This window comes from Microbispora sp. ZYX-F-249, from assembly GCF_039649665.1.
In the GTDB taxonomy this organism is placed as follows: Bacteria; Actinomycetota; Actinomycetes; order Streptosporangiales; family Streptosporangiaceae; genus Microbispora; species Microbispora maris.
In genome coordinates, this window is record NZ_JBDJAW010000001.1 from 113,676 (window position 1) to 138,515 (window position 24,840).

Consider the following 24,840-nt stretch of genomic DNA (forward strand, 5'->3'; position numbering starts at 1 on the left):
AGATCACCTGTCGAAGTGGTCGAGCCAGATCTTGGCGATGGCCTGGCGGTCGGTCGTGGGCATGCTGTGCAGGCCGGGTTGGAAGCGGCCGTGGCTGAGGGCGGCGGTGGCGGCGAGTATCTCGGCCTGGACGAGGTGGATGTAGGTGCCGACGGCTGCTCCATGTACGAAGTTGACGGCGCCGCCGTCGGCGAGCACGTAGAAGTAGTGACCGGTGATCTCGTAGCGCGTCAGCTGTTCCCCCACGGGGATGCGCTGGTAGAGCTCGTGGAGGGCTGTGAGTTCCAGCTCGTCTTCCGAGGAGGTCACCGAAGCGAGGTAGGCGCCGTTGCGCAGGGCGGCGAAGTCGTGCTGGCGCAGTGCGAGGTTTCCGGTGGCGCACAGGACGAGTTCGGCGTCCCTGACCGCCTCGGCGGTGGTCGCTGTCGTGTGGAAGCCCTGGGAGTGCGCCTGCACCCGCCGGACGGGGTCCGTGTCGTAGACCGTGACCCGCAGGTCATTGGCCCGAAGTGTCTGCGCGATGGCGCGCCCGACCTTACCGAAGCCGAGGACGCAGGCGTTTCGGCTGGTCAGGATGTCGCCGCGGGCCCGGACCAGAGCGTCGGCGGAGAAGACGATGGACCGGCCCACGAGGTGGTCCTCGCAGTCCTTGAGGGGGGAGCGGGCCACCGAGACGACGGGACACGGTAAGTGGCCGAGCGCCGCGTACCGCTGGTGCCCGTTCTCCGTGTCCTCCACGACGCCGAGGACACGGCCGGAGAACTTCTCGACCAGCGTGCTGAGGCTGGGAGCGAAGTAACCGCCGATGTCCACTAGGACGACGTCCTGCCCGCCTGCCGTGTCCTCCACGTAGTCCAGCGCACGGGTGGAGTCGGCGAACAGTTCCCTGCTGAGGTGGTTGACGGTGTAGACGCTCTGGACCACTTCCAGCGTCTGCTGGTCGACGGACTTGGGCTTGGGCAGTACGGCACCGACTGTCGAGGTCGTGGCCATCGCGCGCAGGAATGCCGGACGCTCGGAGAGCAGGTGCGTGATGATGAGTGAGGTGATCGGGCCGCCGGCGGGGAATTGCTCGGTGACGCGCCGGAAGAAGGCGTCGAGTCGTGCTCGCTCAGGACTCTCCACAGCAGTTCCTCCTGGCTTCCGTCTGGTTAGGCGGCTCGGCTGTACACGCTGGGCTCGGCGGCCAGGGCTTGCATGTGGGCGCGTATGCCGCTGTGGAGGTCGACCCGCGCCTGCCAGCCCAAGACTTCGTGGGCGCGACCGGGGTGGGCGCGGGTGGTGAGGACGTCGCCGTGGCGGGGGTTCTCCTGACGCACCTCGATATCGCGGCCGACCAGGCTGTTGGCGATGCTGATCACTTCGAGGAGGGAGGCGTTCGAGCCTCCCCCCACGTTGATCACCCCGTGTGCGGCAGGAGCGGTGGCCGCGGCGATGGTGGCGGCGACCGCGTCGTCGATGTAGGTGAAGTCCCGGCGCTGGTGACCGTCTCCGTAGAGGCGCAGCGGCTGGCCGGTCAGGGCGGCCAGCAGAGCGCGGTGGGTGAACATGTCGGTGCGCTGCCGGGGGCCGTAAACGGTGAAGTATCGCAGTGCGACGACGGTGGTGGGGCAGTGGGGCTGCGCGGCGTGGGCGAGGCAGAGTTGCTCCTCGGCGAGCTTGGTGACGGCGTACGGTGACGCGGGCCGCGGGTGGTCGGTCTCGACGCTGTGTCCGCCATCGGTGGCGCCATAGACGCTGGAGGAGGAGGCGACGACCAGGCGGGGAACGCGCATGCGCCCGACGGCGTCGAGTAGGCGCTTGGTGGCCAGGATGTTGGAGGCGACGTAGTCACCGAACTGCGGTCCCCAGGAGGGGCGGACACCGGGGATGGCGGCGAGGTGGAAGACCGCGTCCGCGTCGATCAGGAGGGGGTCGATGGCGCAGCCGATCAGGTCGGCTGTGACGTGTATGTACCCCGGGAGTGATCGCAGAGGGGTGAGGTTGGCCGCGGCGGTCTGGTCGGTGGAGAGGTCACGACGATCGACACCGATGACGACGGTCCCGGCCTGGACGAGGGCGTGTGCGAGATGGGAACCGATGAAGCCGGCGGCGCCGGTCACGACGGCGCGGCGGGGGAAGTGGGTGCTCTGAGGAGTCAACTGCTGTGTCACGGTGCGTCTCCAGAAGCGGTGGTGTCGGCGTTTCAGCTCAGCCGGGCCAGGACGGCGCGGCCGTGGGCGGAGAGGGCGAGATCCTCCTGCTCGTATCCGCGCACGAGGGCGGTGACCGCCTCGATGGCGCCGAAGGATTCGAGCAGGCATTGCTCCATGTCGGTGGGCTGGCGCCCGTATCCGGAGTAGAACGCGTGCCGGAGATGGGAAGCCGCCTGCCAGCGGCGGAATTCGAGACGGGCGAAGTCACGGACGCGGGCATCGCGCCGCATGTGTTCCAGGTCGTAGAGGCCGAAGGACTCGCCTATGTTCCAGTTCCGTGGTTGGTAGTCGAGGTGGCACACCGCGCTGTCCATGGGCGTGCCCGCCAGTACGTCCTGGTGGGCGGTCAGGAGTTCGCGTTCGTCGGCGGAAATGAGACCGGCCTGATCCGCCCGGTCGATCCAACGAGCAAGGCGTTGTGCAAGGCCGGGGCCGACGGCTCCGGAGCGCGGGATGAGGGTGGCCTGGTGGAGCAGTCGCAGTATGCGACCGGCCTCGTGGTGGACCAGTTCCTCCTCGGGCGATCCTGGCGTCACAGCGTCCGCCCGCGTGCCGGACAGCGCGGTCACCAGCAGCGTGCGCGTGCTGTCATGACAGCCGACCAACTCAGGCACATGCCCTTGGAGATGTTGCGACCAGGTGCGGTACGCCTGGACCTCCTGGACGTACCTTGATCGGTTGTCGTGCCGCTTGGCGAAGTATCTCCGTCCCTGGCCATCGGCCAGCTGGAGCAGGCGCGGCGGAAGGGACGGATCCGGTAGGACGCGGACGCAGCCGACCCTGTCGCGGGCCAGTTCCAGGCGCGGATCAACGAAGGCTCTGATCACGAGCTGGCCTCCTTCGCCGGGAGGGCCTGGTGCGAGGTGTCGTTGTGCCTGTCGAGGATCCATCGGGTCTGGTCCAGCCGGTTGCGGTGATGCTGCCAGCGCGTAATGGCTCCGTGGGTGACCGTGAAACCCGCGGGGGAGCCGAGCGGGATGCCCAGGAGCAGCGTGTGGGCGACGATCACGGTCTCGCCGTGTGCGGCGAACAGGACGCGGTCGCCTTCGTGTTCTTCGATGAGCTGTGCCAGGTGGGCACCGGCCCTTTTCAGGTATCCGTTCCAGGTGTCGGATCCCAGAGCCCAGGGTGTGTCCGGGTGGGCATGAGGCCCGCCATCGGCGGCGGTCTTCACCTCGGCCCAGGGTCTGCCGTCGGCGTCGCCGTGGATCGGGCCGTCGAGCCGCACGTCCGTGATGAGCGGGATCCGAAGGGACTGACTGAGGATCTCGCCGGTCTGGATCAGGCGCAGGCGCGGTCCGGCGTAGAGCGCGTCGAACGGCTTGTCCCGGTGTTCGTCGGCGAGCCGACATGCGGCCTGCTCCACCTGGGCGTAGCCGCGATTGGTCAGTCCGGTGCAGGTCAGCGGTCCTCCGACCAGTCCGTCGGCGTTGCACTGAGCCTCGCCGTGGCGGACGAAGACGAGTTCGGTGATGATCACGCTCGACCTCGGAGTCGGGGGTAGTTGGGTGGCCAGTCGTGGCTGTAGCCGTTGCGTCCGATGTAGGGGGCGGTCAGGACGGCGTGCAGGACGAGAAAGTCGTCGAGGCGATCGCGGTCCGTGGCACCGAGGCGGGTGTCGTGGTGACCTGCGGCCTCGTTGTAGGCGTCCAGAGCCGCGTCGATGGCCTGATCCGAGAGCGGTCCGTACGTCAGGAGCAGCGTGGCGATCAGCTTCGCGAGGTCGTAGGCCATCGGCGCCAGTGTGAGGTCGTCGGTGTCGACGGTGAAGACAGCCCCGGCATCGGTGATGAGGAAGTTCCGGGGATTGCTGTCCTTGTAGAAGGCCGTGGGGCCCTCTGCCGTGCTTTCCAGCAACGCCTGCATCGCGTGCAGAGCAGCCTTGTTGGGTAAGTAACCCTGCTCCAGCCGGTGCTGGAGGGCGGCCTTGCGGGGGCCGAGGTAGTCGGCGAAGGCGGTGCCGTCCTGGAATCGGTGCGGCGTGGCCAAGTCGGCAGCTCGCAGGTCGCTCGCCCAGGCGGAGCCATGCGCATGGCCCAGTAGCGCCGCCAGCGCGAGCAAATCCTTCCGCTGGACTGGGCGTCCTTCGACCCGCTGGTAGGTCAGGCTGGTCGGCCCGATCACCACGAACGCCGGCAGTCGCAAGGGGCAGGCATGTTCCCTGATCCACGAGTGATGACGAACAGCGGCGGAGACCTGGCCGGGAGTCTCATAGAACTTGGTGAAGTCGCCGCTCGTCATGATCGGCCCTCCCTGGGCTGGGCCACGACGAACGTGATGACGGACCGGGTGGTGAGCGGCCGGTCCGGCACGAACTCGTGAAGCACGGCTGCCAGTGCTCCCGAATTCCCGTACAGGCCCGGGGCTAGGCCGTACTTCGGGTTGGTCGCCACGTACTCAGCGATGTGGTCGTGGCCGTCGAAGGTGAAGATGTGCTCCTCGTTTTCGGTGGTCACCACGTCGAGCGACGTCGCTGCCAGCTCGGCGAGATTGCCGCTGTGCGCCGAGACGTACAGGCTCTCGTGCCGCTCGGCGTGAGGATCGAGGCCCGCCGTGGCGACCAGCTGGTCCAGCTCCCGGTAGCTGTCGAGGCTCTTGGTGACCAGCACTGCCAGCGCTCCGGGGGCGAGGACGCGGTCGATCTCCGCGACGACCGTCTCCGGGCGAGGAGAGTGGTACAGGCAGAACGCGGCCACCGCCAGGTCGCACGACCCGGCGGGCAGGGGCAGCCGATGGAAGTCTCCTTGAAGGAAGCTCACCTGCACGCCCGGCAGATGGCGGGTCCGCTCACGGGCCTGGTCGATCAGGGCTGGAGCCGCGTCGAGACCGACGACACGCCGCGGGCACAGCAGACTGGCGAGCGCCACGCTGCTCGTACCGCGACCGCAGCCGATGTCCAGGACCACACCGAGACGGTCGGCTCGCGCGTGATGGGATCGCACCAGCTCGACGATCCTGTCCGGAACGGGCCGGCCGGAGGTCTTGGCCCGCATCAGAGCGTTTGACCGGCCGGCGAGACGGGAGGCGTGGCCGTACAGGTCCGCCTGCCGGGCGGGGTCGAGAAACGGATTGGCACCGCTCATACCGCGCCCTCCCTTCGCGGGCGCGGACGGCTCAGCGGTGCTCGGCGGCCACCTTGCGCAGCCAACGGCGCGTCTGGCGCCGATTGGCCAGCAGAATCACGTCGGCCCGGCCGGAGGCGAACTCCTCGATCTTCGCCATGACGCGGGGGCGCATCCTGCGGCGGTACGTCGCCACGTACTTGATCACACCCCAGTGGATGCGGTTGTGCACCCCGTTGCCCTTGTGCCCGGCCCCGTGCCTCAGCTGCCGGGAGAAGATCCCCCACAACGCGGCGGCCGTGGACACGTCCATCAGGACCACGGTGTCGCAGGCTTCCAGCCGGATTCGCAGCGTCGAGTTGTAGTTGCCGTCGATCACCCATCGCGGCTGTGCGACCAGCTCCCGCTGCAGCTCGGCGAACTTCTCCATGGGCAGCTCGTTCCACTCGTCGTCGTAGAACGCGGCGTCCAGGTGCGTCACCGGTGCGTCGAGGATCTTCCCCAGCGCTCGGGCCAGGTAGGACTTGCCGCTGCCTCCGCAGCCGACGATGGCTACCTTCTTCACAGTGCTCCAGCCTAGAGTCGCTCGGACGCCCGGGTGGGCGCGCCGCCGGGACACGTTCGGTGGATCCAAGCGCGGGGGCCTGGCGGATCTGTGGCATCAGGCCACTCCTCGTGCGGCCACGTCGGGACTCGTGATCGTGTTCAGCACGGTCTCCAGGACGTCGACCTGCCTGCTCAGGCGGAAGAGGTCCAGGCGGTCCAGACACGCCGCGATCAGGTCCACGTGCTGCTGGCTGCCGGAAATCCGCTGGAGAAAGCCGAGGCGCTCGATCACCTCGCGGCCGGAGGACACGATCAACTCGGCCGGCACGAACTGGTCGACGTGGCGGATGTCGGCCGGAGCGAGCGGCAGGCAGCCGGCGAGCACCGCCTCGAAGATCCGCTGCGTCATCTGCCCGACCGCGGCGTACCGCTCCGGCAGCATGAGGATGGTCGCCAGGGACCTGCTGTACAGCTCGTGGGCTTGCTCGAAGGGGACCCGTCCGAGGAAGCGGACATGCGGCCAGCGATCGGTCCGGGTCCACTTGCCACCGACCAGGTGTGCGACGCGGGCGGCGGCGGGGGCGAAGTAGCGGTCGAAATGCGCGTCGCGGTCGTACTGGTTGCCCACGTAACCGAGCGCGAGATCTCGAGGTGTCGCGGCGAGCGCGATCGGATCCGCGCGGTCCAGGAGCCGGTCGTCGACCGGGAAGAGCAGGCGGTGGGCGCCCGCTGAGGGTTCGAGGGCCGCTTCGCACACGGCGGTCCGTAGAGTGCCGCGCCACACACCCTCAGGCCGCAGCTTGCGGTCCTTGTCCCAGATCACGGTCGGCATACCGCGTCGTGCGGTGTAGTGCGTGAGAAGTTCGGCCTGGCGGTGCAGGTCACATGTGTGGCCCTCGGTACCGCACGCGGTTGTGTTGCGCCCGGTGATCGCCCAGCGCCATTCCAGGAACAGGACGTCGATCGCCGGAACCCCGGTATCGAAGACGTAGGCGCCGCCGAGGTCGTCGCCGGCTTCCATCAGGTCGCGGTTGGCCTGGAGGAAGACGATCTCGTGCCCGCGGGCGAGGAGGGCGTCGATGAAGGGGCGGCGGTGGCTGCGGCCCCCGTCCGGAGTGTCGGTGATCCCGTTGCCCAGGAAGCCCCAAAAGCTGTACCCGATCTTCATTTGGTGATCCACCGGCCTTCCAGCAGCAGGGCGTCCAGGCCGGACTCGGCCAGGCAGTCCAGGGCCATGGCCGGTGTCCCGCAGATCGGCTTGCCCTTGATGTTGAGCGAGGTGTTGATCAGCACCGGGACCCCGGTGCGGCGTGCGAAGGCCGTCAGAACCGCGTGCATGAACGGGTTCTGCGATTTCGTGACGGTCTGGAGGCGGGAGGTGCCGTTGGCGTGCACGATGGCCGGTACCTTTTCGCGCGCCGCGGCTGTCACGCCGGAGGCCATCGACATGTAGGGCGCTTCCTGGCCCAGGGTGAAGAACTCCTCAGCACGCTCGGCCAGGACCATCGGGGCGAAGGGCCGGAACGGCTCCCGGTACTTCACGGTGGCGTTCAGCCGCTCCACTACCCCTGGCTCCAGGGGAGAAGCGAGGATCGAGCGGTTGCCCAAGGCACGCGGACCGGCCTCCACCCGACCTCGGAACAAGCCCACGATCATCCCGTCGGCGAGCTGGTCGGCGAGGAACTCGGCGGGTTCGATGCCCATGGTCTTCTGCCGAAGTCGCGGCCAGGCGGTCAGATCGAGGTCCTGGTCCTGGAACGACGGACCCAGGTAGCAGGATCGGGCCACGCCGGCCACGAGCCGCCGGCTGCCGCTGTCACAGTGCACAGCGACGGCGGCACCGATCGCGGTGCCGGCGTCACCGGGGGCGGGCGGGACAAACACCTGATCGAAGACGCCGGCCTCGATGATCCGGCCGATGCTCACGCAGTTGGTGGCGACTCCGCCACCGACACACAGGCGACGGGATCCGGTGAGCGTCCGCGCCCGGCGGGCCAGATGCAGCATGACCTGATCGGTGCGCTCCTGGAGCGCCGCGGCTAGATCTCGGTGGACGTCCGCGAGCGGTTCGTCCGGGTGACGCTGAGGGCATGTCTCGCTGATGAAGCGACGAGAGGTCCTCGGATACCCGGAGTTCAGGGTGCGAGGGGGGAAATAGGCGGGGTCGACGGAGAAGCCGGTCGGGGTGGTGCGGACAGCCCGGGCGAACAGGTGACGGAACCGCTTGGGGTCGCCGAGGGCGGCGAGGGCCATCACGGTGCCCTCCTCGTCGCCGCGGCGCCAGCCCAGGTGCTCGGTGACCGCGCCGTACACGTACCCGAGCGAAGCCGGGTCGTGGACTGCCTCCACGATGCGGGTGCGGGGGCGCAGCGTGTCGTGACCGTGCGCGATGGTGGTGGTCTGCCGTTCGCCGAGACTGTCGACGACGAGCACCGCCGCCTCGTTCCACCCGGACGCTGCGAAGGCAGCCAGCTGGTGGGCTCGATGGTGCGGGACAGACACCACACGGGCTGAAGGGAACAGCTGCCCAAGGGTGCGAACACGCTGCTGGGTGCGCAGCGCCACCTTGGCGAAGCCCCTGGCCCGAGCCAGCGCCCGATCACGCGTGATCGCCGACAGAGCCAGGCGCAGGGCGGCCGGGGACTCGAGGAGATACCGGGCGGGCTGGAAGTTGTACGCGACAGCCTCCACGTCACCGGCGGTGAGTCCTGCTTCTCCCAGCAGCCACTCGACCGCGAGGCGGGGGTAGTCCTTGGTGTGTTTGCGCTGGGACAGGCGCTCCTCCTCCACGAAGCCGATCAGCTCCCCGTCGACCAGCAGCGCGGCGGCGGAGTCATGGGTGTAGGAGCATAGGCCGAGGATGACAGAGGGAATTCGGTCCATGTCGTGCGTCACCTCACCCCTGCCGTTGCGGGGGTGGTCGAGGTCCTGGCGCGCCGGTTCAACTCGCCGTACCACCCGGTCAGCGCCTGGCCGAGTGGCCCGTCGACCCCTTCGGCCACGAGCCACGCCTGATCGCGCAGGCCGTCCTTCCACAGCCGGTAGCTGCGCAGGATCTCGGCCATGCCGTCCCATCCCGGATGCCCTGTCACCGCTCCGGCTCGGACCTGGTCGAGAAGCGTGTCGAAGCCCTCCCACTCGGTGGTGAGGTCCGGCATGATCGCGCTCGCGGTGAGAGAGGCGAGGTGCTCGGCCTGGTCGAGGTGGCGCTCGTAGATGTGCAGGGACCCCACGTAGTGGTGGAAGTCGCCCAGCTCGGCGCCGAGCCAACCGGCGACCAGCTCGTGCAGGACCGTGTAGAAGAACAGGTCGTACGGCATGCCGATCCACACGTCCTGGCCGCGCATGGTGGTCGACATGTGCAGGCGGCCGGCGCGTAGGTGGAAGGCGAAACCGAGCGTGCAGGGCACGTCCTTGTGCCCAGCGGCATCCCGAGCCGGGTCATACAGTTGGATCAGGGCTCGGCGGGAGTCGGGGTCTTCCGTGAGGATCTCAAGGACGCGGTGCAACTGGTCCACGACGCCTGCCCAGTTCCGCATGCGTGGGCCGTAGGCGCCGCGAAGAACACCGTCATCGGCGTACTGCCGTAGCTGCGCGTTGTAGTCGAAGATCCACGGGTCGTCCGAGCCGGAGAGGTGCCAGACGGTCTCCGCGACCGCGAACGCGGGGTTCAGGATCCGGGCCGGCGGCGCGTACAGCAGTCGGGCTCGGGGCCGGGTCAGCCGCATGTGGACATCGAGGACCTCACGGGTCCCCATGCCGCGAGGCGCGACCTTCTCGCCGTCTTTCGCCAGGGTGACCGCCCCGGCGAAGAGTTCGGCGACGCTGTCGCCGATCAGGTGTGTCATCGGGCACGGGCTCCTTCGCCCCGCGACAGCGCGGAATCAGCGCCAGGGGCATCGTGGTGGATGGGGACCAGGCGCGTGGCAGCGTCGTCGGCGCGCCCGAGGATGAGGTGCGCGACGTCGGCGGCGCTGTCTCCGCGCCACCGGCACACCGCGTCCGGCGTCGTCTGGACGGCGGGCCGGTTGGGGCGGGCCAGCGACGAGAGGGCGTCGGCGATGTCGTCCGCGCTGATGCAGCGCCGGGCGAGGCCGTGCTCGGCCAGACCGAGCGTGCGCTCACCGGCCGCGCCGATTTCGAGGACCGGCACGTTCAGGAGGGCCGCTTCGATGCCACATGTCGAGTACGCACTCGCCAGGGCATCGGCACCGGCGAAGCAACCGCGTGCTCCGACCCGCGGGTCGGTCACGGCCACGAGTGCTCCGTCATCCCGCCTGACCAGGGCGGAGAACGCGTCGGCGCTCTGCGCGGGGTGGGGGGCGATGACGAGGCCCCAGCCACCGTCGGCCCTACGTAGCCCGTCCAAGAGCAGGTCGGCCTGGGCCCTGAGACGATCAGGACCGAAGGGCTGGCAGGCCCACACCACGATCCGGGTGGGCTCCCTTCCGGCGGCGGCATCGATGAGCTGTGCCAGGTACCGCTGCTGGGCCTCGCGGTCGCAACGGGCCAGGCTGTCGAAGCGAGGCTGGCCCAGGACGTGGACTTCGGCGTCGGGATGCCGCGTCCAGGCCCGTGCGAGGGGGGCGTCGCGTTCCCCCATGACGACGATGTGACGACTGTGGAGAGCCGGCCACGCGACCGACTCCGCTGTCCAAGCACCGTGCTGGACGTGCACCGTATTGATGCCGTGGCGCTCGGCCGCGTGCACAGCGAGCGCTCCCAGCGGGCTGGTGTCGTTGCTGACCAGCACGGCGTGCGGCCGGGCCACGGCGAGGACATCGTCCAACCACGCTTCCGCCTCCACGACGGATCGCCACGACGGCTGGGTGCATCCCCCGCTCGTCTCCAACAGCACCGAGACGAGCCGGAGCAACCGACCCAGATGGACGCTGTGCTCCTTCACCTGAACGACTGCGCCGTCGTCCTGCCGCCGGAGCTCTTCCACGGCACCGCGGCGGCCGAAAAGGCCGGCGGGGGGCGAATACAGCCTCACCTCCTCGGCTCGAGGAGCCGGACTCCGCTCCGCCGCGTCGGTGGCGAGGTCGATCAGCAGACTCCTTCGCCCGTCGCGCGCGAGGACATCGAGCACGGGGAGCAACGTGGCCGCGTGACGGGACGACCACGACAGCGCCACCACATCACTTCGGCGCACCTCGGACGCGGGCGGATGCGCAGCGGCCACGTGAACAGCGGGACGGGTAGGCGACTGTGCGGATCGCAACGGATTGTGGGAGACCGGGGCTCCCAGTACGAAGGCCACGCCGGACCAGGTGACGGTATAGGACCGGTACTCCCGCGAGCTGCTCGACCGCACGCCGACGAGCCCCTCATACGGTGCGAGAGTTATCGCGCCGGGGGCCTTCTTGAACGGCTCCCAGGCACTGAGCGCCATCAGCTTGCGTACCAGCCGCTCCACCAGGCGCCGCACCGGCACGTGCTGCACGTACAGCCATCCCGCGCCGCCCGGCGTAGCGGCGAGATGCGCGCCGTACGTCTCAAGTGCCCCCATGATCCGATTGACTTCCTCACGCACCTCGCCCGAATCGAGCGGCAGGGCCTCCAGGTCTCGCGTGGTGATCTGCTCCGCCCGCATCGTGGCGAGAGCGCCCTCTCCCACCAAGGCCCACGACGGCTGCCCCTCGAAACCGCTCCGGACAAGGCCGAGCGCGCTCTGCCCAACCGCCTTCACAACGAGCCGCCTTCAATGAGCGGGGTCTGTGCGGTGCTGATGCCGAGGAGGCGCAACAGGTCCTTGGGCGATTCGGCGACCACGGGGGACGGCCCGATCGGGCGGCCGTATCCCCAGCCCGCGTGGATGTAGGAGACGCCGGCGCGCCGCGCCGCCTCTTGGTCGACCCCCATGTCGCCCACGTACGTCACATCGGCCGGGTCGGTACCGAGGTCGACCAAGGCGAGCAGGATCGGGTCCGGTGCCGGCTTACCCCGCCCCTGCCCATCGGGCCCGCGCACGGTGGCGAACGGGCAGCCGAGCCGCTCAAGGAGGGGGTTTGTCCTGGACAACGGCTTGGAGGTGACGACTCCGAGGGACCAGCCGGCAGCGGCGGCCGAGAGAAGGACGCCTGTGATGTCGTCGAACTCTCGGGCCAGATCGGACGCTGCCGCAGACGCCTCCCCGTACGTCCGGTGAATCTCCCCAGCGTTGGCCAGACCGAGACGTCCCATGATGTCGCCGAAGGGGCGGCCGAGGTGTTCCTGGTACGCCTCGAAGGGCACGTCGAGGCCATGGGCTTCCTGGACCGCGTGCCACGCTCTCTCCATCACAGGACGCGTGTCGACGAGAACGCCGTCCAAATCGAAGAGGAGGCTACGCCGTACTAACGAACCGCAGTCGGCCTCGCTCCCCGACACGGTATACGAATCAGAGGGAAGTGATTCAGGAGGCATGATGAAGGTCTCCAAAGAGGGAATGACGAGGGTCAGAAAGCGACGGTCGGTTCCGGGCGCCTGATGAAAAGCGAGCACCCGCTTACCGGTTTCGTCCTCGGTGGGGCGCATGGTCCGGCTGTCGGCCATCACCGAAACGAGACAGAGGCTGGTCTTCACCGGATTTCCTCCCCGGCAAAGGCAGATGGTGGTTTCGTTGACCTTGAGTGAACCGTGAATGACGACGGGTAGGTATCCCCGGCCGGTCCGCGATGCCGTCAAACCCGTCAAAGATCGTTCTCTTGTGAACGGGGCCGAAGAATGGCACACAGGAACGAGCGACTGGCTTCTGTGATCGCGGAGACCGGCTGGTCGCAGCCCAAGGTCGCCGCAGCGGTAGTAAGGGTTGCCGCCGAGGTCGGTGCCAGTGAACTGTTCAGCACGACGCGTTCCCACATCGCGATGTGGATCTCCGGAACCCGTCCCACCGGCAGGGCACCCCTTATCTTGTGCGAGACGTTGTCTCGGCGGCTGCAACGCCCGGTCACACTGGCGGAAATCGGGCTTTCGGTATCGACCCCCGATGCCGACCCGGCATCCGAATGGCGCGTCGATACGCTGACCGCGCTGGTGGATCTGGGGAGAAGCGACATGGACTTGGGACGCCGCCAACTACTGGCTGGCGCCGCCTACTCGATAGGCGGCCTGGTGCTACCCGGACAGCAGTGGTGGGATGACGCTCCAGAGCGAGCGAGATCCCGGCCGGCCACGACAAGCCGCCGCATCGGCATCGGCGAAGTCAACGCCGTCCGCGAGATGACGGAGTTCTTCTCGAAGCGCGATCAACGGCACGGCGGGATGGATGGCCGCACCGCTCTCTGCCGCTACATCCACGACGACGTCGCGAGATACCTCGGCGGCGTCTTCACCAGCGAAGAGACACGCTGTTCTCTTTTTGCCGCAGCCTCCGAGGCCGTATATGTGGCGGGCTGGATGAGCTTCGACGCCTCGGAACACGAAGCAGCGCGCCGCTATTTCACACTCGCCCTGAAACTCGCCGCGGAGGCCGATGAGGCCCCGCTGGCTGGTCACATCCTGCGGGCCATGGCCCACCAGGCGATCGACTTGGGTCACCCCGGGGCGGGTGTGCGGCTCGCGGCGGCGTCTGTCGACCGAAAGCGCTACACCCTGGCGACTCCTCGCGAGCGCGCGCTGCTCGGTGTCGTACAGGCACGCAGCCTCGCGACCGACGGGCAGAGGCGTGAAGCGATCGCCGCCCTGCTCCGCGCGGAGGACGACCTGGCCGCGGCGGGACCGGGCGACGAAGACCCACAGCGGGTTTGGTTCTTCCAGCGGGCCTCGCTGGCCCACGAGACCGCACGCACCCTCTGGACCCTCGGCGATCTCGAAGGGGCACTTCGCGAGTTCCACAACAGCGTGGTGACGAGGAAGGCCGAGGCGTTCAGCCGGACCCACGCCGTGACACTCGGCTACATGGGCACCGTGCAGGCCAAGCAGGGCAACGTCGAGGCAGCCTGCCACACGTGGGCCCAGGCTCTTGACGCCATGGAAGGCGTTCAGTCGGGAAGAGCACGTGAGGCCGTCGTGAACATGCGCAGAGTGTTGTCTCCCTTCCGGAACCGCGGGATCAACGTGGTAGCGGAGATCGACGAGCGAGCCAAGGCCGTACTCAAACGAGTAGCCTGACAGCGCCGTGATGGCGAGGATGAGCACGGTGCAGCCGTGCTTCCCGCCCTACTCGAAGCCGAGAAGGGGAAACTCGTGTCCACACAGTCCATCGAAGTGCCTGTGATCGCCACCGTGGTTGGAGGTCACACCGGTCGGCTCGACGACTTCAAGGGCGGTGTGGAATCGATCATCAGGTTGCGCCCGGACTACCCGTTGGAGACGCTGCAGGGGATCGAGGAGTTCTCCCACCTCCAGGTCACCTGGTTCTTCAACTTCGGATCTCCTGATGACGTCGCTCTTCACGCCCGTAGTCCACGCGACAATCCGGCGTGGCCGGCGACAGGGACGTTCGTGCACCACAATCACCGGCGGCCAGCACGGCTGGCGACCTCGTTCCCTCGCCTGCTCCGTGTCGATGGACGGGATCTGCATGTCACTGATCTCGACGCGGATGACGGCACGCTCGTGGTGGATCTGGTAGCGGTCTTCGAGGAGATGCTCCCTCGAGGCCCTGTCACGCAGCCGTCTTGGCCCAGCGAGATGCTGAAGGACTACTGGCGAGACGCTTCCGAACGCTGATCCGGATGGGGCGCTGGCATCAATCCGAACGAGGGGGGTTGATACTTTCGTCGCCAGTGCCGGCCAGCGTCGACGTTTCCTAGGAGTGGTCAGATGCCGGGGCGGAATGGAGTGCCTGGTCGAGCACTCGATTCGCTTCGCCTTCACGCGATGTCGAATTCGCCGTCCTTCACTCCCCCAATGAAGGCGTGCCACTCCGCGGGAGTGAAGAGCAGCTTGGGGCCATCAGGGTTCTTGCTGTGACGAACGGCGACTACGCCGGGAAGGTTCGCTGCGACTTCGACGCAGTTGCCCCCGCCACCACCACTGAGCGAGCTCTTCTTCCAGGCGGCCTTGGAGAGGTCGATGCCGGTTAGATCATTGACTTCCATCGAATCCCCGCTTCCTTGATGATGTCCAGCGATTGGCTGGGCCGGTAGGCTTCAGCGCGAATCCTGTCATATCTGGCCCAGACCAGAGACACCACTTCATGGTCTGCCGATACCTCGCCGGTCGCGGACGACTCTATGGAGACGGAGGTAGGGGCGTCCGGCAACTCCGCGATGATGAAGCTCGACAGCAGGCCGGATGTGCACGACGTATCCCGTGGAACGACCTGGATCTTGATGTTCTGTCGGCCCGCAAGGGCTACGAGACGGCTGAGCTGCTCATGCATGATCTCAGGACCGCCGATGAGACGGTCCAAGACCGTCTCATCCAGCAAAACCCATAGGGCGGGTGGGCGGTCTCGATCGAGGATGATCTGACGGGACATTCGGGCAGCGACCTGTTCCTCGATCTCGTCCTCGGAGGTAGCGAGGTCACCGCGGAAGACGGCTCGCGCGTAGTCCGCGGTCTGGAGGAGCCCGGGGATCAGCAGCGGATCCCAGCTTCGCAGTACCTGCGCTCGGGGCTCGATCTCATCCGACCATCCGAGGAACCAGTGGGGCGCCGACGGTGAGGTGATGTTCCGGCAGAGCCGGGCGAAGAGGTCGCCCGTCCCGAACACCTCATCGCACCGGGCTGCCAGGTCCGGCTTGGGCGTCCGGTTGCCGATCTCGATGTGCCCCACGAGCGACCCGGAGACTCCCAAACGTGTGCCGAGCCGCTCTTGGGATAGACCGGCTTGCTTGCGGGCCCGTGCCAGCTCACGCCCGAAGCGCTGAACGGGCGTCAGACGGGGATCGAGGTCGTTCGCCATGCCCTTCCTCTCCTCGGTTTCCTGATGTGATGACACGTTCTGACAGACCGCTACACCTAGCGAAAGTTTCTGTCGTCCGATTGTCGATGGATTGCGGCTACACGTCCACCGAAACTGAGGGAATCTAATCCCAGATGTTTACTCCACGACTGATCAATGACAACAACCAGACAAAACCTCTGGCCGCTTGTCTATGCGTCAGCCGTGATCGGAGCGTCGATGTATCCATCGGGAGGTGAACCAATGGCTTCGGGGAATGCGCTGCACACTCAGAAGCACCTCATCTACCCGGTGCAGCCCACCTGGGATCTGCGAAACCTGGGGATCGCCACCGCTGTTGTTCTTCTCCCAGCAGCACTCCACGCCCTGGACACCCTGCAGGTGACCGGCAGGCCCCATTCCTGGTCGCGCTTTTGGAGACGGAACGAATCGGCCGGGATACCCGAGGAGAAAGCGGCCATAAAAGCCAAGGTGGCGGTAAGTGCATGAAGGTTCAAAAAAAGGCCAAGCTGGGAGCAGGCCGCCGGCCTCGATGTGTGGCCAATCAAGACTTGCACGGCGTGGGACAGGCAGACTTCGCCGGGCAGGCCGTATCGGTTGGTGCCGCGAGGGCGTGGGCTAACGGGCTGCTGGACGGGCAGGTCGCCGACGACGTGCGGGAGTCCGCAGTGCTCCTGCTCAGCGAGTTGTTCACCAATGCCGTCGTGCATTCGGAGTCCGGTCGTAGGCCAGGCGGACAGGTCACCGTTTTCCTGGCTGTCGGAGATGGCGCGACATACTGCGAGGTCATCGATGACGGATCCGACACCAGCGTTCCGGTTATCCGTGAGGTGTCCCTGGAAGGCGACGGCGGGCGGGGCCTGTGGATGGTGAACGCGATGGCGGACGCCTGGGGCTTCCACCACGACGACGAGGCCGGGAACGCGGTCTGGTTCCGGATGGGCACACGCCCGGCTATAGCGCATGCCGTTTCATGTTCGAACGCTGCCGCTGCCTCATGAGAGACCGGTGGTCACGGCAGGAGCGGCGCCCTGTCCGTTCCCCCGGGTCGCTACGGCACAGCGCTACAGATCCGGCCAGGCGCCTGGTGAGATGACTCGGTGAAGCTCCGTGCCGTTATGTGCACCCCCAACTACGGCGGCACGGTCGCGGTCTCTGCCTTCCCCCATAGCAGAGCCGCCATAGGGACCTGCTCGCACGCGTTCTGACGCGCGGCAGGCCCCGGCGCGACGGTACGGTCAAGCCCCCGTATCGCCCGTACCGTCGCGCCCTGCCAAAAGAGCCCCGGTGGTGCGGTGAGCAGTGGAATGACGAACGTCAGTGAGCAGACGGCCGCGCGGTGTACAGGCAGGTTAGAGCTGTCTCCACCACGCTTGCCGCCTGGGGATCGTCGAGCCCCCGGCCAAAGCTCGGATTAGAAGTCGCCGAATCGATGGACTGATCGCCCTTGTCCGGCTTCCTGTCGGCAGCACCCGGGCGCGCTGGCCTCAGAGGGATGAGGGTCACAAGCCAGCCGGCCGAGGCCCAAGACGTGATCCAGATGGCCGGCTCCCCGACCGGAACCGCCCTTGCCCACCAACGTGGCACTGTTCAACGCGGTCATCGCCGGGGCGGCCGGTTACGTGCTCCAGCAGATCCACGGCTCGGATCTGGTGGGCACGCCGAACACCGGGAGTGACGAGGAGATCAGCCCAGCGGGACGCTCCACTCCAGGCGGGTTCCGCCGGCCTCAGGGGAGCCGAGGGTGAAGGCGCCGCCGAGCTGTTCGGCGCGGTCGGCGAGGTTGCGCAGGCCGCTGCGGCGGCCCTCGGCCGGGATGCCGACGCCGTTGTCCTCCACCACGAGGGTCAGCCGCCTGTCCCCGGCATGGACGGCGACGTCGGCGCGGGTGGCCCTGGCGTGGCGGACGAGGTTCGAGAGGGCCTCGCGCAGGACGGCGAGCAGGTGTTCTGCGACCTCGGCGGGCACGTCGTTGTCGAGCCGGCCCTCCAGGCTCAGGCCCGGCATGAAGCCCAGGTGACCGCGGGCGCCCTCGACCAGATCGACCACCTGGGTGCGCAAGCTGGGCGCGGCCTCCTCGCGCGGGGTCTGTAGGGCGAAGATGGTCGAACGGATCTGCCGGATGGTGGTGTCCAGTTCGTCGATCGCGCTCTGCAGCCGGGAGGAGGCCTCCGGCCGCTCGACCAGCCGCACGGCGCTCATCAGCGTCATCGCCACCGCGAACAGCCGCTGGATGACCACGTCGTGCAGGTCCTTGGCGATCCGGTCGCGGTCTTCGAGCAGGCCGAGCCGCTCGGCGTCCCTGCGGGCGTCGGCCAGCTCCAGCGCGACGGCCGCCTGCCCGGCGAACGCGTGCAACGTCCGCAGCTCGGACTGGCTGAACGGCATCCGTCCAGAGCGTCTCATGAGCGCCAGCACGCCGCGCACGGCTTGTGGCGCGCCAAGCGGTACGGCGGCCAGCGGTCCCACCGGTAGAGTGTCGGCGTAGGTGAGCACGAGTTCGGTGCTGCTGGGGTCGTCGAGCGTGAGCGGCTCACCGCTGAGAAAGGCCCAGCCCGCGAACGACCCCTCGATCGGTACCGTGCCGCCAATCAATCCACTCGGCTGCCCTTCTCCTGTGGTTGGTGCGCCGTCCTCGAACAGCTCGCCCTCTTCCAGAGTCACCCGCAGGATTTCACCGCCCTTGCTCGGCAGCAGGATCGCCGCGCCGTCTGCGCCGACCATCTGCAGAGCGCGGCGCGCGATCAGAGTGAGCACCTCTCGTGACTCGGCGCCGGACAGTAGATGGGTGGTGATCTCAGCCGAGGCTTGCAGCCAGGTTTCCCGGCGACGGCTCTCCTCATAGAGGCGGGCGTTCTCGATTGCCACACCGGCGGCAGCGGCGAGGGCCACGACAATGGCTTCGTCGTCCTCGTCGAACTGCCCGCCACCGCGTTTCTCGGTCAGGTACAGGTTGCCGAACACCTCATCGCGTACCCGGAGTGGCACGCCGAGGAAACTGCCCATCGGGGGATGGCCGGGTGGGAATCCGTAGGACTCGGGATGCTGGGAGATGTCGGCCAGCCGCAGCGTCTGCGGCTCCTTGATCAGCAGGCCGAGCAGGCCTAGCCCGTGCGGCCAGTGCTCGATTCTGGCGATCTCCTCCTCGCTCAGCCCGACCGGGACGAACTGGATGAGCGTGTTCTCTTCGCCGATCACGCCCATCGCCCCGTAGGTGGCGTCGACCAGCGTGGTCGCGGTCTGCACGATGCGCCGCAGGACGATCTCCAGGTCGAGGTCGCTGCCCACCGAGACGACGGCCTCCAGCAGCGCGTGCACCCGGTCCCGAGTGGCCAGCACCGCCTCCAGGCGGGTCTGCAGCTCGGCCAGCAGGTCATCCAACCGCATGCTGGGAATCAGCGAACCGGGCTCCTTGTCCGTCATGGTGCAAAGTTTTACATCCAATACACGCCAGTGCCCAACCCCAGGGAGCAGGGGGCGGGCGCTGAAGCCGATGGGCGGTAGGTCTACTTGAGGATCGGGAAGCGGCGGACCAGGGGGTGGCGGCCCACCACTTGCCGAGTCCGAAGGGGGTGCCGGCGCCGGCCAGGGCCAGGCCCGCCAGGACGATGGCGTAGACGATGTGCTCGTCGATGAAGGGGTTGGTGGTCAGGGGCAGTTCGGCGGCCCACATCATGAGCAGGAGCAGTCCGCCGGTGGTGGCGGCGATCCGCATCCCGATGCCGGGGACGAGCGCGGCGCCGATGCCGGCCAGGCCGATCATGAACAGCCAGTCGACCCAGGTCTGGCCCACATATCAAGGAAACCGCGATCAGCGGCCGGGCTGCAGGAGCCGTACGGCACGCTGCGGGGCCCCCGAAGGCCCGCGATCGTCGGACCTTCGGTCCAAGCCCGTCTCCACCGCGTCGACAACTAGCAGGGACAGTGCCGGTGTATGCCGAGGGCCGGTCGTAGGGCCGGTAGCCCAGCCCCTGAGGGTGACGACGAGATCCTCGGCGGGCGCTGGGAAGGCCGGGCAGCGCGACGGCCGAGGGCTTGGCCTATCCTGCGGCCATGGCCGAGATCATCTCTCCGACTCCCGGGGAAGCCTTCGAGTTGCTGCTCGCTGGTAACCAGCGCTTCGTTGCGGGCGCCCCGGAGCACCCGAACCAGGACGCGACACGTCGCGCCGAGATCGCACCGGGCCAGCGCCCGTTCGCTGTCCTGTTCGGGTGCTCCGACTCCCGGTTGGCGGCAGAAATCATCTTCGACCGTGGTTTGGGTGACCTGTTCGTGGTGCGCACCGCGGGCCACGTGACGGGTACGGAGGTGCTGGGCAGCATCGAGTACGGGGTGGATGTGCTGGACTGCCCGCTGGTGGTGGTCCTCGGCCATGACTCGTGCGGTGCGGTGGGCGCCGCGTGCGCCGCACTGGAGAACGGGATAGCGCCAGCCGGGTACGTCCGGGACGTCGTCGAGCGGGTGACCCCCAGTGTGCTCGCGGCGCGGGCCGCAGGCCGCGTGGAGGCCGACGAGATCCTGGCTGAGCACGTGAGGCACACGGTCGACCTGCTGTTGGACCGCTCTCGGGTGCTCGCCGAACGGGTCGGCGCGGGCGAGGCCGCCGTCGTGGGCCTGTGCTATCGCCTGGCCGACGGCAGCGCTCAGGTGGTGGCAGCCCGCGGCCTCGACGTCACCGCCGACTCCATATCGTGACCGGAGCTGCGGCGTAGTTCGGGCTTCGTTCAGCCGACAACGGACTGTGCTGGCGTGCCGACTCGCGCGCGGACCGCCTCGACGGCTTCCCACTGGGCGGTGCTCAGGCAGGCCAGCGCCGCTGGGAAGACTCCGTCCTGTTCTTTGAGGATGTGGGCGCGCAGCAGGTTCATGATGTCGAGCAGCCGGAGTGGCCAGCCAGGGTCGGTAGGTGTGCCGTGCTCGGCCTCGCCGAGGACGGCCTCGATGAGCCGGTGTTCCGCTTCCAGCCCCGCGATATGGTCGGGGAACTCCACGGCCATGGCCGGGAACAGGCCGTGCTCCTCGACCTCGGTGTGCGGGGCGAGGACCACGGCGATTCGCCTGGCGATTGCGGCCATCGCGTCCACGTCGTCGGCTGTATGCGCCGTGCGCGCGTCTCCTATCAGGTCGACCACCACATCGTGCTCACGTGTCAGTTCGTCGATTGTGGCCAAGGCCTGGCAGCCGCAGTACTCACACATGTGCTTCCGATCCTCGATACGTACTCGATGTCGCTTTCCGCTCCTCCAACATTGCCCGGCCTTTGGACCGAGTGGACAGGGACCTTGGACCTGTCTGTACGGGTCCCGTGTCACCCGGGTGCCACGGACCCTGCCTCGGGTGGGCGTGTCTTGTCGACCGGTACGGCCGGTGCCCGGTAGGAGTAGGAACCTCTCCCCTTCCTGATCGAGATCGGTGATCGATGGTTCCGGGGACGGGGACGCGCAGAGATGTTCTGGTCTCCAGGCGCTGGATTCAGGCCGCGGCGCTGGTGGCGGTGTTCGGGTTCTTCGTCATGGGGGTGCTCGCCTTCCGTACGTACACCGCGGGGCCGCCCGTGCCGCGGCTCGTGGTGAGCGAGTCCGGGCAGGAGCTGTACACCGGCCGCGACGTCGCCGACGGGCAGAAGGTCTTCCTGGCCAACGGGCTGATGCAGTACGGGTCCGTGCTCGGGCACGGGGGCTACCTCGGGCCGGACTACACGGCCGACTACCTGCGGCGCGCCGCCACCGCTGCCCTCCGGGCCCACGGCGGCGGCGACCGCGCTCGTCAGCAGGTCAGAAAGGAGTTCCGCGCCAATCGCTACGACCCCCGTTCCGGGGTGCTGACCTACACGCGGGCACAGGCGGACGCCTTCACCGCTCTCGTCGGGCACTATCGCGACTACTTCGCCGACCCCCGCACCGACAAGGGGCTGCGACCGCGGGCGATCACCGACCCGCGGCAGGTTCGTCAGCTGACCGCGTTCCTGTCCTGGACGGCCTGGATCGCCTCGGCCGAACGCCCCGGCACGGGATACTCCTACACCAACAACTGGCCTGGCGAGCCGTTGGTCGGCAACGCGCCTACCGCCGACACCGTGCTGTGGAGCGTGGTGTCGCTGATCGCCCTGCTGGTCGGCATCGGGGCGCTGTTCGGAGCGGTCGGCCGATGGGGCGGTCATCTGGGCTGGCGCGGCCGTCAGGCGGAGGCCATCGTCTTCCGCTCCCCCGACCAGGTGGCGCTCACGCCCGCTCAGCGGGTCACCGCGTTCTTCTTCCTCGTCGTCGCGCTGCTCTTCCTCGCCCAGGTGCTGCTGGGCGGTGCGACGGAGCACTATCGGGCCGATCTCACGAGCTTCTTCGGCCTCAACCTGGCCGAGTTGCTGCCCTTCAACCTGGCCCGCACCTGGCACCTGCAACTGTCGCTGTTCTGGGTGGTGGCCGCCTTCCTCGCGGCCGGCATCTTCCTGGCTCCGCTCATGGCCGGAGGTGAGCCGCGGGGGCACGGGAGGCTCGCCTGGACGCTCCTGGCGGCCCTGGCCGTCGTGGCGTTCGGCTCCCTGATCGCGGAGGGGCTGAGCATCCACGGGTTCGTCCGGCCGGGCAACTTCTGGGGCAGCCAGCAGTTCGAATGGCTCGACCTCCCCCGCGTCTGGCAGATCCTGCTGGCCGCCGGGATGGCGCTGTGGGCGGTGATGATGTGGCGGGTGCTGCGTACGGCCCTGGCGAGGGACAGCCGCGGCAACCTGCCCTGGATGTTCTTCCTGTCCGGCCTGGCGATCCCCGGCGTCTACGCGGTCGGGCTGCTGGCCCGCCCTGGCGACACCTTCACCGTCACCGACTTCTGGCGATTCTGGGTCGTGCACCTGTGGGTGGAGGACTTCCTCGAACTGTTCACCACCGCCATGGTCGCCTACATGTTCGTCCAGCTCGGCGTGGTACGGGAACGGGTCGCCCTGGTGGTGATCTATCTCGACATCATCCTGTACTCCGCCGGCGGCGTGATCGGCACCATGCACCACCTGTACTTCAGCGGCGAACCCGTGGAGCATCTCGCGCTGGGCGCGTTCTTCTCCGCGATGGAGGTCGTGCCGCTGACCTTCCTGACCGTGGAGGCGTGGTCGTTCGTGCAGCTCGGGGCGCGCCAGCACATGGAGTCACCCACCCCGTTCCCGCACCGCTGGGCCGTGATGTTCCTGGTCGCCGTCGGCTTCTGGAACTTCCTCGGCGCGGGCGTATTCGGCTTCCTGATCAACCTCCCGATCGTCTCCTACTACGAGATCGGCACCGGCCTGACGGCCAACCACGCGCACGCCTCGATGATGGGCGTCTACGGCATGCTCGCCATCGCCCTGGGCCTGTTCACGCTGCGCTACCTGATCCCCGCCGACCGGTGGCCGGAGAAGTGGGCCAAAATCTCCTTCTGGTCCCTCAACATCGGCCTGGCCTGGATGTGCTTCGCCACCCTGCTGCCGCTCGGGCTCCTGCAACTCTACGAGTCGGTGGCCTCCGGCTACTTCGAGGCGCGCTCGCTGGGCTACCTCACCGGCCGAACCAACACCCTGCTGGAGTGGCTGCGGCTGCCCGGCGACGCGCTGTTCATCGTCGGCGGCGTCCTGCCCTTCTGCTGGATCGCCTGGCTCGGCGTACGCCATCGGGGCCGCCGGGCCACGGCCGACCCGGCCACCGGGCTCACCCCCGCCCCCCGGCTATCGGACATCAGGGAACCGGTGGACACCGCATGATCGGTCCCTTCACCACGGAGACGGTCCTGGCGGACGGCTACGCGGCCGGGCTGCTCGTCACCGCCGCCGCGCTGGACCGCCTCGCCCGCCACGTCGCCGAGCGATCCGAACGCCACCGCACCGGCCACCACACCGGCCACCGCACTGGGGGCTTCACCTACCGGCCCGAACACGACGCCTGGGTGTGCCCGGCCGACCAGATGCTCTGGCCCGTCGGCCAGGACCGGCACCACCGGCTCTACCGCGCCAGGCCCTCGGTCTGCAACGCCTGCCCCCGCAAGCCCGACTGCACCCCCTCACGCCACGGGCGCGAGATCGTCCGGGCACTGCGGCCCTGGCCGCACTCCGAAGCGGGGCGCTTCCATCGCGGGATCGCCCTCGTGCTGGTCGCCCTGGCCGCCTCGCTGACGCTCATCGAGGCGGTGCGTCACCCCGCGTGGCCCGACCTCGCCCTGGCCGCCGCCGCGCTCGCGGCCACCGCCATGACGGGATGGTGGCTGACCGGCCACCTGCGCGCCACCCCCGCCTGCTTCCCCGGCCCCTTCCCCGAACCCGGACAGAAATCGACGAACCGCGACCGGTACACCACCATCTGGAGGTCGGAGTCATGATCTGGGTGACCGCCGTGGCGGCCCTTCTCCTGGCGGGCGCCCTGACAGGAGTGCGGGTGCTGCGCGAGTACGAACGGGCCGTCGTCTTCCGGCTCGGCCGGCTCCTGCCCCTGCGAGGACCCGGGCTCGTGGTCCTGGTCCCGCTGGCCGACCGGATGGTCCGCGTCGACCTGCGGACCATCGCCCTCACCATCCCGCCGCAGGAGGCGATCACCAGGGACAACGTCCCCGTCCGGGTCAACGCGGTCGCCTACTTCAAGGTCGTCGACCCGGTCCGGTCGGTCAACGAGGTGGAGAACCACGCGGTCGCCACCTCCCAGCTCGCCCAGACGAGCCTGCGCTCCGTACTCGGCCGCCACGACCTCGACGCCCTGCTTGCCGAACGCGACCGGCTGGGCGAGAGCCTGCAGAGGGTCCTCGACGAGCACACCGAGCCCTGGGGCGTGAAGGTCGACCTGGTCGAGATCAAGGACGTCGAGATCCCCGAGGCGATGCAGCGCGCCATCGCCCGTCAGGCCGAGGCCGAACGCGAACGCCGCGCCAAAGTGATCAACGCGGAGGGAGAGCTCCAGGCCGCGCAGAACCTGCGCGACGCCGCACGGACCCTGTCGGCCGACCCGGCCGCCATCCAGCTCCGCTACCTGCAGACCCTGCTCGAACTGGGCGGCGAAGGCCGTTCGACCATCGTCTACCCGGTGCCGATCGACCTGCCGACCCCCTCGCCCGGGGCCGATCGGTCACCCGAGCTTCCCGCCGCGCTCGCCGCCGCTGCCCGCATGCCATACGGCTGCGCCTGCGCACAGGAGCGGCGGCAGCCGCGGCCCTCCTGAGACCGAGGCCACGCGGCCTGGTCCAGCATCCTCCACAG

Annotated in this window: 24 protein-coding genes and 1 pseudogene; 8 read left to right on the forward strand and 17 right to left on the reverse strand. The window is 68.3% G+C overall.

Features of this window, described 5'->3' with window-relative positions:
* Positions 1-3 precede the first annotated feature (3 nt).
* From AAH991_RS00510 to AAH991_RS00565, 12 genes are all read right to left on the reverse strand, one after another.
* A complete protein-coding gene (locus AAH991_RS00510) occupies positions 4-1,125 on the reverse strand; it encodes an adenosylhomocysteinase (protein WP_346223934.1) in 1,122 nt (373 codons plus the stop codon).
* A gap of 26 nt (positions 1,126-1,151) precedes the next feature.
* Entirely contained in the window at positions 1,152-2,153 is a 1,002-nt protein-coding gene (locus AAH991_RS00515; protein ID WP_346223935.1) for an NAD-dependent epimerase/dehydratase family protein, read from the reverse strand.
* Between the two features lie 32 nt (positions 2,154-2,185).
* Positions 2,186-3,022, reverse strand: coding sequence for an aminoglycoside phosphotransferase/kinase family protein (locus tag AAH991_RS00520; RefSeq protein WP_346223936.1), 837 nt, complete (start codon positions 3,020-3,022; stop codon positions 2,186-2,188).
* A complete protein-coding gene (locus tag AAH991_RS00525; RefSeq protein ID WP_346223937.1) occupies positions 3,019-3,675 on the reverse strand; it encodes a histidine phosphatase family protein in 657 nt (218 codons plus the stop codon). The genes AAH991_RS00520 and AAH991_RS00525 overlap by 4 nt, the downstream gene beginning before the upstream one ends.
* Positions 3,672-4,436, reverse strand: coding sequence for a phosphotransferase (locus AAH991_RS00530; RefSeq protein WP_346223938.1), 765 nt, complete (start codon positions 4,434-4,436; stop codon positions 3,672-3,674). The genes AAH991_RS00525 and AAH991_RS00530 overlap by 4 nt, the downstream gene beginning before the upstream one ends.
* Positions 4,433-5,278 carry a class I SAM-dependent methyltransferase gene (locus AAH991_RS00535; protein ID WP_346223939.1) on the reverse strand — a complete coding sequence of 282 codons (846 nt, stop codon included), beginning with the start codon at positions 5,276-5,278 and terminating at the stop codon, positions 4,433-4,435. The genes AAH991_RS00530 and AAH991_RS00535 overlap by 4 nt, the downstream gene beginning before the upstream one ends.
* Positions 5,279-5,309: 31 nt before the next feature.
* A complete protein-coding gene (locus AAH991_RS00540; protein ID WP_346223940.1) occupies positions 5,310-5,822 on the reverse strand; it encodes a P-loop NTPase family protein in 513 nt (170 codons plus the stop codon).
* Positions 5,823-5,918: 96 nt separating this feature from the next.
* Positions 5,919-6,971, reverse strand: a complete 1,053-nt coding sequence (locus AAH991_RS00545) for a glycosyltransferase family protein (RefSeq protein WP_346223941.1) — start codon at positions 6,969-6,971, stop codon at positions 5,919-5,921.
* Positions 6,968-8,686 carry a carbamoyltransferase family protein gene (locus AAH991_RS00550; RefSeq protein WP_346223942.1) on the reverse strand — a complete coding sequence of 573 codons (1,719 nt, stop codon included), beginning with the start codon at positions 8,684-8,686 and terminating at the stop codon, positions 6,968-6,970. The genes AAH991_RS00545 and AAH991_RS00550 overlap by 4 nt, the downstream gene beginning before the upstream one ends.
* Positions 8,687-8,694: 8 nt before the next feature.
* Positions 8,695-9,651 carry a thymidylate synthase gene (locus tag AAH991_RS00555; protein ID WP_346223943.1) on the reverse strand — a complete coding sequence of 319 codons (957 nt, stop codon included), beginning with the start codon at positions 9,649-9,651 and terminating at the stop codon, positions 8,695-8,697.
* Positions 9,648-11,495 (reverse strand): hypothetical protein, encoded by a 1,848-nt coding sequence (locus tag AAH991_RS00560; RefSeq protein ID WP_346223944.1) that lies wholly within the window; start codon positions 11,493-11,495, stop codon positions 9,648-9,650. Before AAH991_RS00560 ends, AAH991_RS00555 begins: the two co-directional genes overlap by 4 nt.
* Positions 11,492-12,370: an HAD family hydrolase gene (locus AAH991_RS00565; protein WP_346223945.1), complete on the reverse strand. Its 879-nt coding sequence runs from the start codon at positions 12,368-12,370 to the stop codon at positions 11,492-11,494. Before AAH991_RS00565 ends, AAH991_RS00560 begins: the two co-directional genes overlap by 4 nt.
* 171 nt (positions 12,371-12,541) lie before the next feature.
* Between AAH991_RS00565 and AAH991_RS00570 the strand changes: the two genes are divergently transcribed.
* Positions 12,542-13,897 (forward strand): NsdA family TPR-like regulatory protein, encoded by a 1,356-nt coding sequence (locus AAH991_RS00570; protein WP_346223946.1) that lies wholly within the window; start codon positions 12,542-12,544, stop codon positions 13,895-13,897.
* Positions 13,898-13,972: 75 nt separating this feature from the next.
* The gene (locus tag AAH991_RS00575; RefSeq protein WP_346223947.1) at positions 13,973-14,458 is read left to right on the forward strand and encodes a TrmO family methyltransferase domain-containing protein; all 486 of its coding nucleotides are present in this window, start codon (positions 13,973-13,975) and stop codon (positions 14,456-14,458) included.
* Between the two features lie 143 nt (positions 14,459-14,601).
* Here the strand turns inward: AAH991_RS00575 and AAH991_RS00580 are convergent, their stop codons facing one another.
* Both AAH991_RS00580 and AAH991_RS00585 read right to left on the reverse strand, forming a co-directional pair.
* Positions 14,602-14,829, reverse strand: a complete 228-nt coding sequence (locus AAH991_RS00580; RefSeq protein WP_205831194.1) for a DUF397 domain-containing protein — start codon at positions 14,827-14,829, stop codon at positions 14,602-14,604.
* Positions 14,811-15,638, reverse strand: coding sequence for a helix-turn-helix domain-containing protein (locus AAH991_RS00585; RefSeq protein ID WP_346223948.1), 828 nt, complete (start codon positions 15,636-15,638; stop codon positions 14,811-14,813). Before AAH991_RS00585 ends, AAH991_RS00580 begins: the two co-directional genes overlap by 19 nt.
* 560 nt (positions 15,639-16,198) lie before the next feature.
* On the opposite strand from AAH991_RS00585, the gene AAH991_RS00590 reads away from it, so the two are divergent.
* Together AAH991_RS00590 and AAH991_RS00595 are read left to right on the forward strand one after the other, a co-directional pair.
* The gene (locus AAH991_RS00590) at positions 16,199-16,639 is read left to right on the forward strand and encodes an ATP-binding protein (protein WP_346223949.1); all 441 of its coding nucleotides are present in this window, start codon (positions 16,199-16,201) and stop codon (positions 16,637-16,639) included.
* A gap of 582 nt (positions 16,640-17,221) precedes the next feature.
* Positions 17,222-17,308: pseudogene (locus AAH991_RS00595) on the forward strand (DNA-binding response regulator); the annotation flags it as partial.
* Positions 17,309-17,324: 16 nt separating this feature from the next.
* On the opposite strand, the gene AAH991_RS00600 reads toward AAH991_RS00595, so the two are convergent.
* The gene (locus AAH991_RS00600; RefSeq protein WP_346223950.1) at positions 17,325-19,061 is read right to left on the reverse strand and encodes a sensor histidine kinase; all 1,737 of its coding nucleotides are present in this window, start codon (positions 19,059-19,061) and stop codon (positions 17,325-17,327) included.
* Positions 19,012-19,431: a hypothetical protein gene (locus AAH991_RS00605; protein WP_428833920.1), complete on the reverse strand. Its 420-nt coding sequence runs from the start codon at positions 19,429-19,431 to the stop codon at positions 19,012-19,014. Before AAH991_RS00605 ends, AAH991_RS00600 begins: the two co-directional genes overlap by 50 nt.
* 260 nt (positions 19,432-19,691) lie before the next feature.
* Here AAH991_RS00605 and AAH991_RS00610 point away from each other — a divergent pair, with 260 nt between their 5' ends.
* On the forward strand, positions 19,692-20,333 hold the full coding sequence (locus AAH991_RS00610) for a carbonic anhydrase (protein WP_346223951.1): 642 nt from the start codon (positions 19,692-19,694) through the stop codon (positions 20,331-20,333).
* A gap of 29 nt (positions 20,334-20,362) precedes the next feature.
* Here the strand turns inward: AAH991_RS00610 and AAH991_RS00615 are convergent, their stop codons facing one another.
* Positions 20,363-20,836 (reverse strand): hemerythrin domain-containing protein, encoded by a 474-nt coding sequence (locus AAH991_RS00615; RefSeq protein WP_346223952.1) that lies wholly within the window; start codon positions 20,834-20,836, stop codon positions 20,363-20,365.
* Positions 20,837-21,057: 221 nt separating this feature from the next.
* Here AAH991_RS00615 and AAH991_RS00620 point away from each other — a divergent pair, with 221 nt between their 5' ends.
* From AAH991_RS00620 to AAH991_RS00630, 3 genes are read left to right on the forward strand one after another with little or no spacing between them, the layout of a single operon-like run.
* Positions 21,058-23,361: a nitric-oxide reductase large subunit gene (locus AAH991_RS00620; protein WP_346223953.1), complete on the forward strand. Its 2,304-nt coding sequence runs from the start codon at positions 21,058-21,060 to the stop codon at positions 23,359-23,361.
* Positions 23,358-23,972 (forward strand): hypothetical protein, encoded by a 615-nt coding sequence (locus AAH991_RS00625; protein ID WP_346223954.1) that lies wholly within the window; start codon positions 23,358-23,360, stop codon positions 23,970-23,972. Before AAH991_RS00620 ends, AAH991_RS00625 begins: the two co-directional genes overlap by 4 nt.
* Positions 23,969-24,802 carry a slipin family protein gene (locus AAH991_RS00630; protein ID WP_346223955.1) on the forward strand — a complete coding sequence of 278 codons (834 nt, stop codon included), beginning with the start codon at positions 23,969-23,971 and terminating at the stop codon, positions 24,800-24,802. The genes AAH991_RS00625 and AAH991_RS00630 overlap by 4 nt, the downstream gene beginning before the upstream one ends.
* The last annotated feature ends 38 nt before the right edge of the window (positions 24,803-24,840 follow it).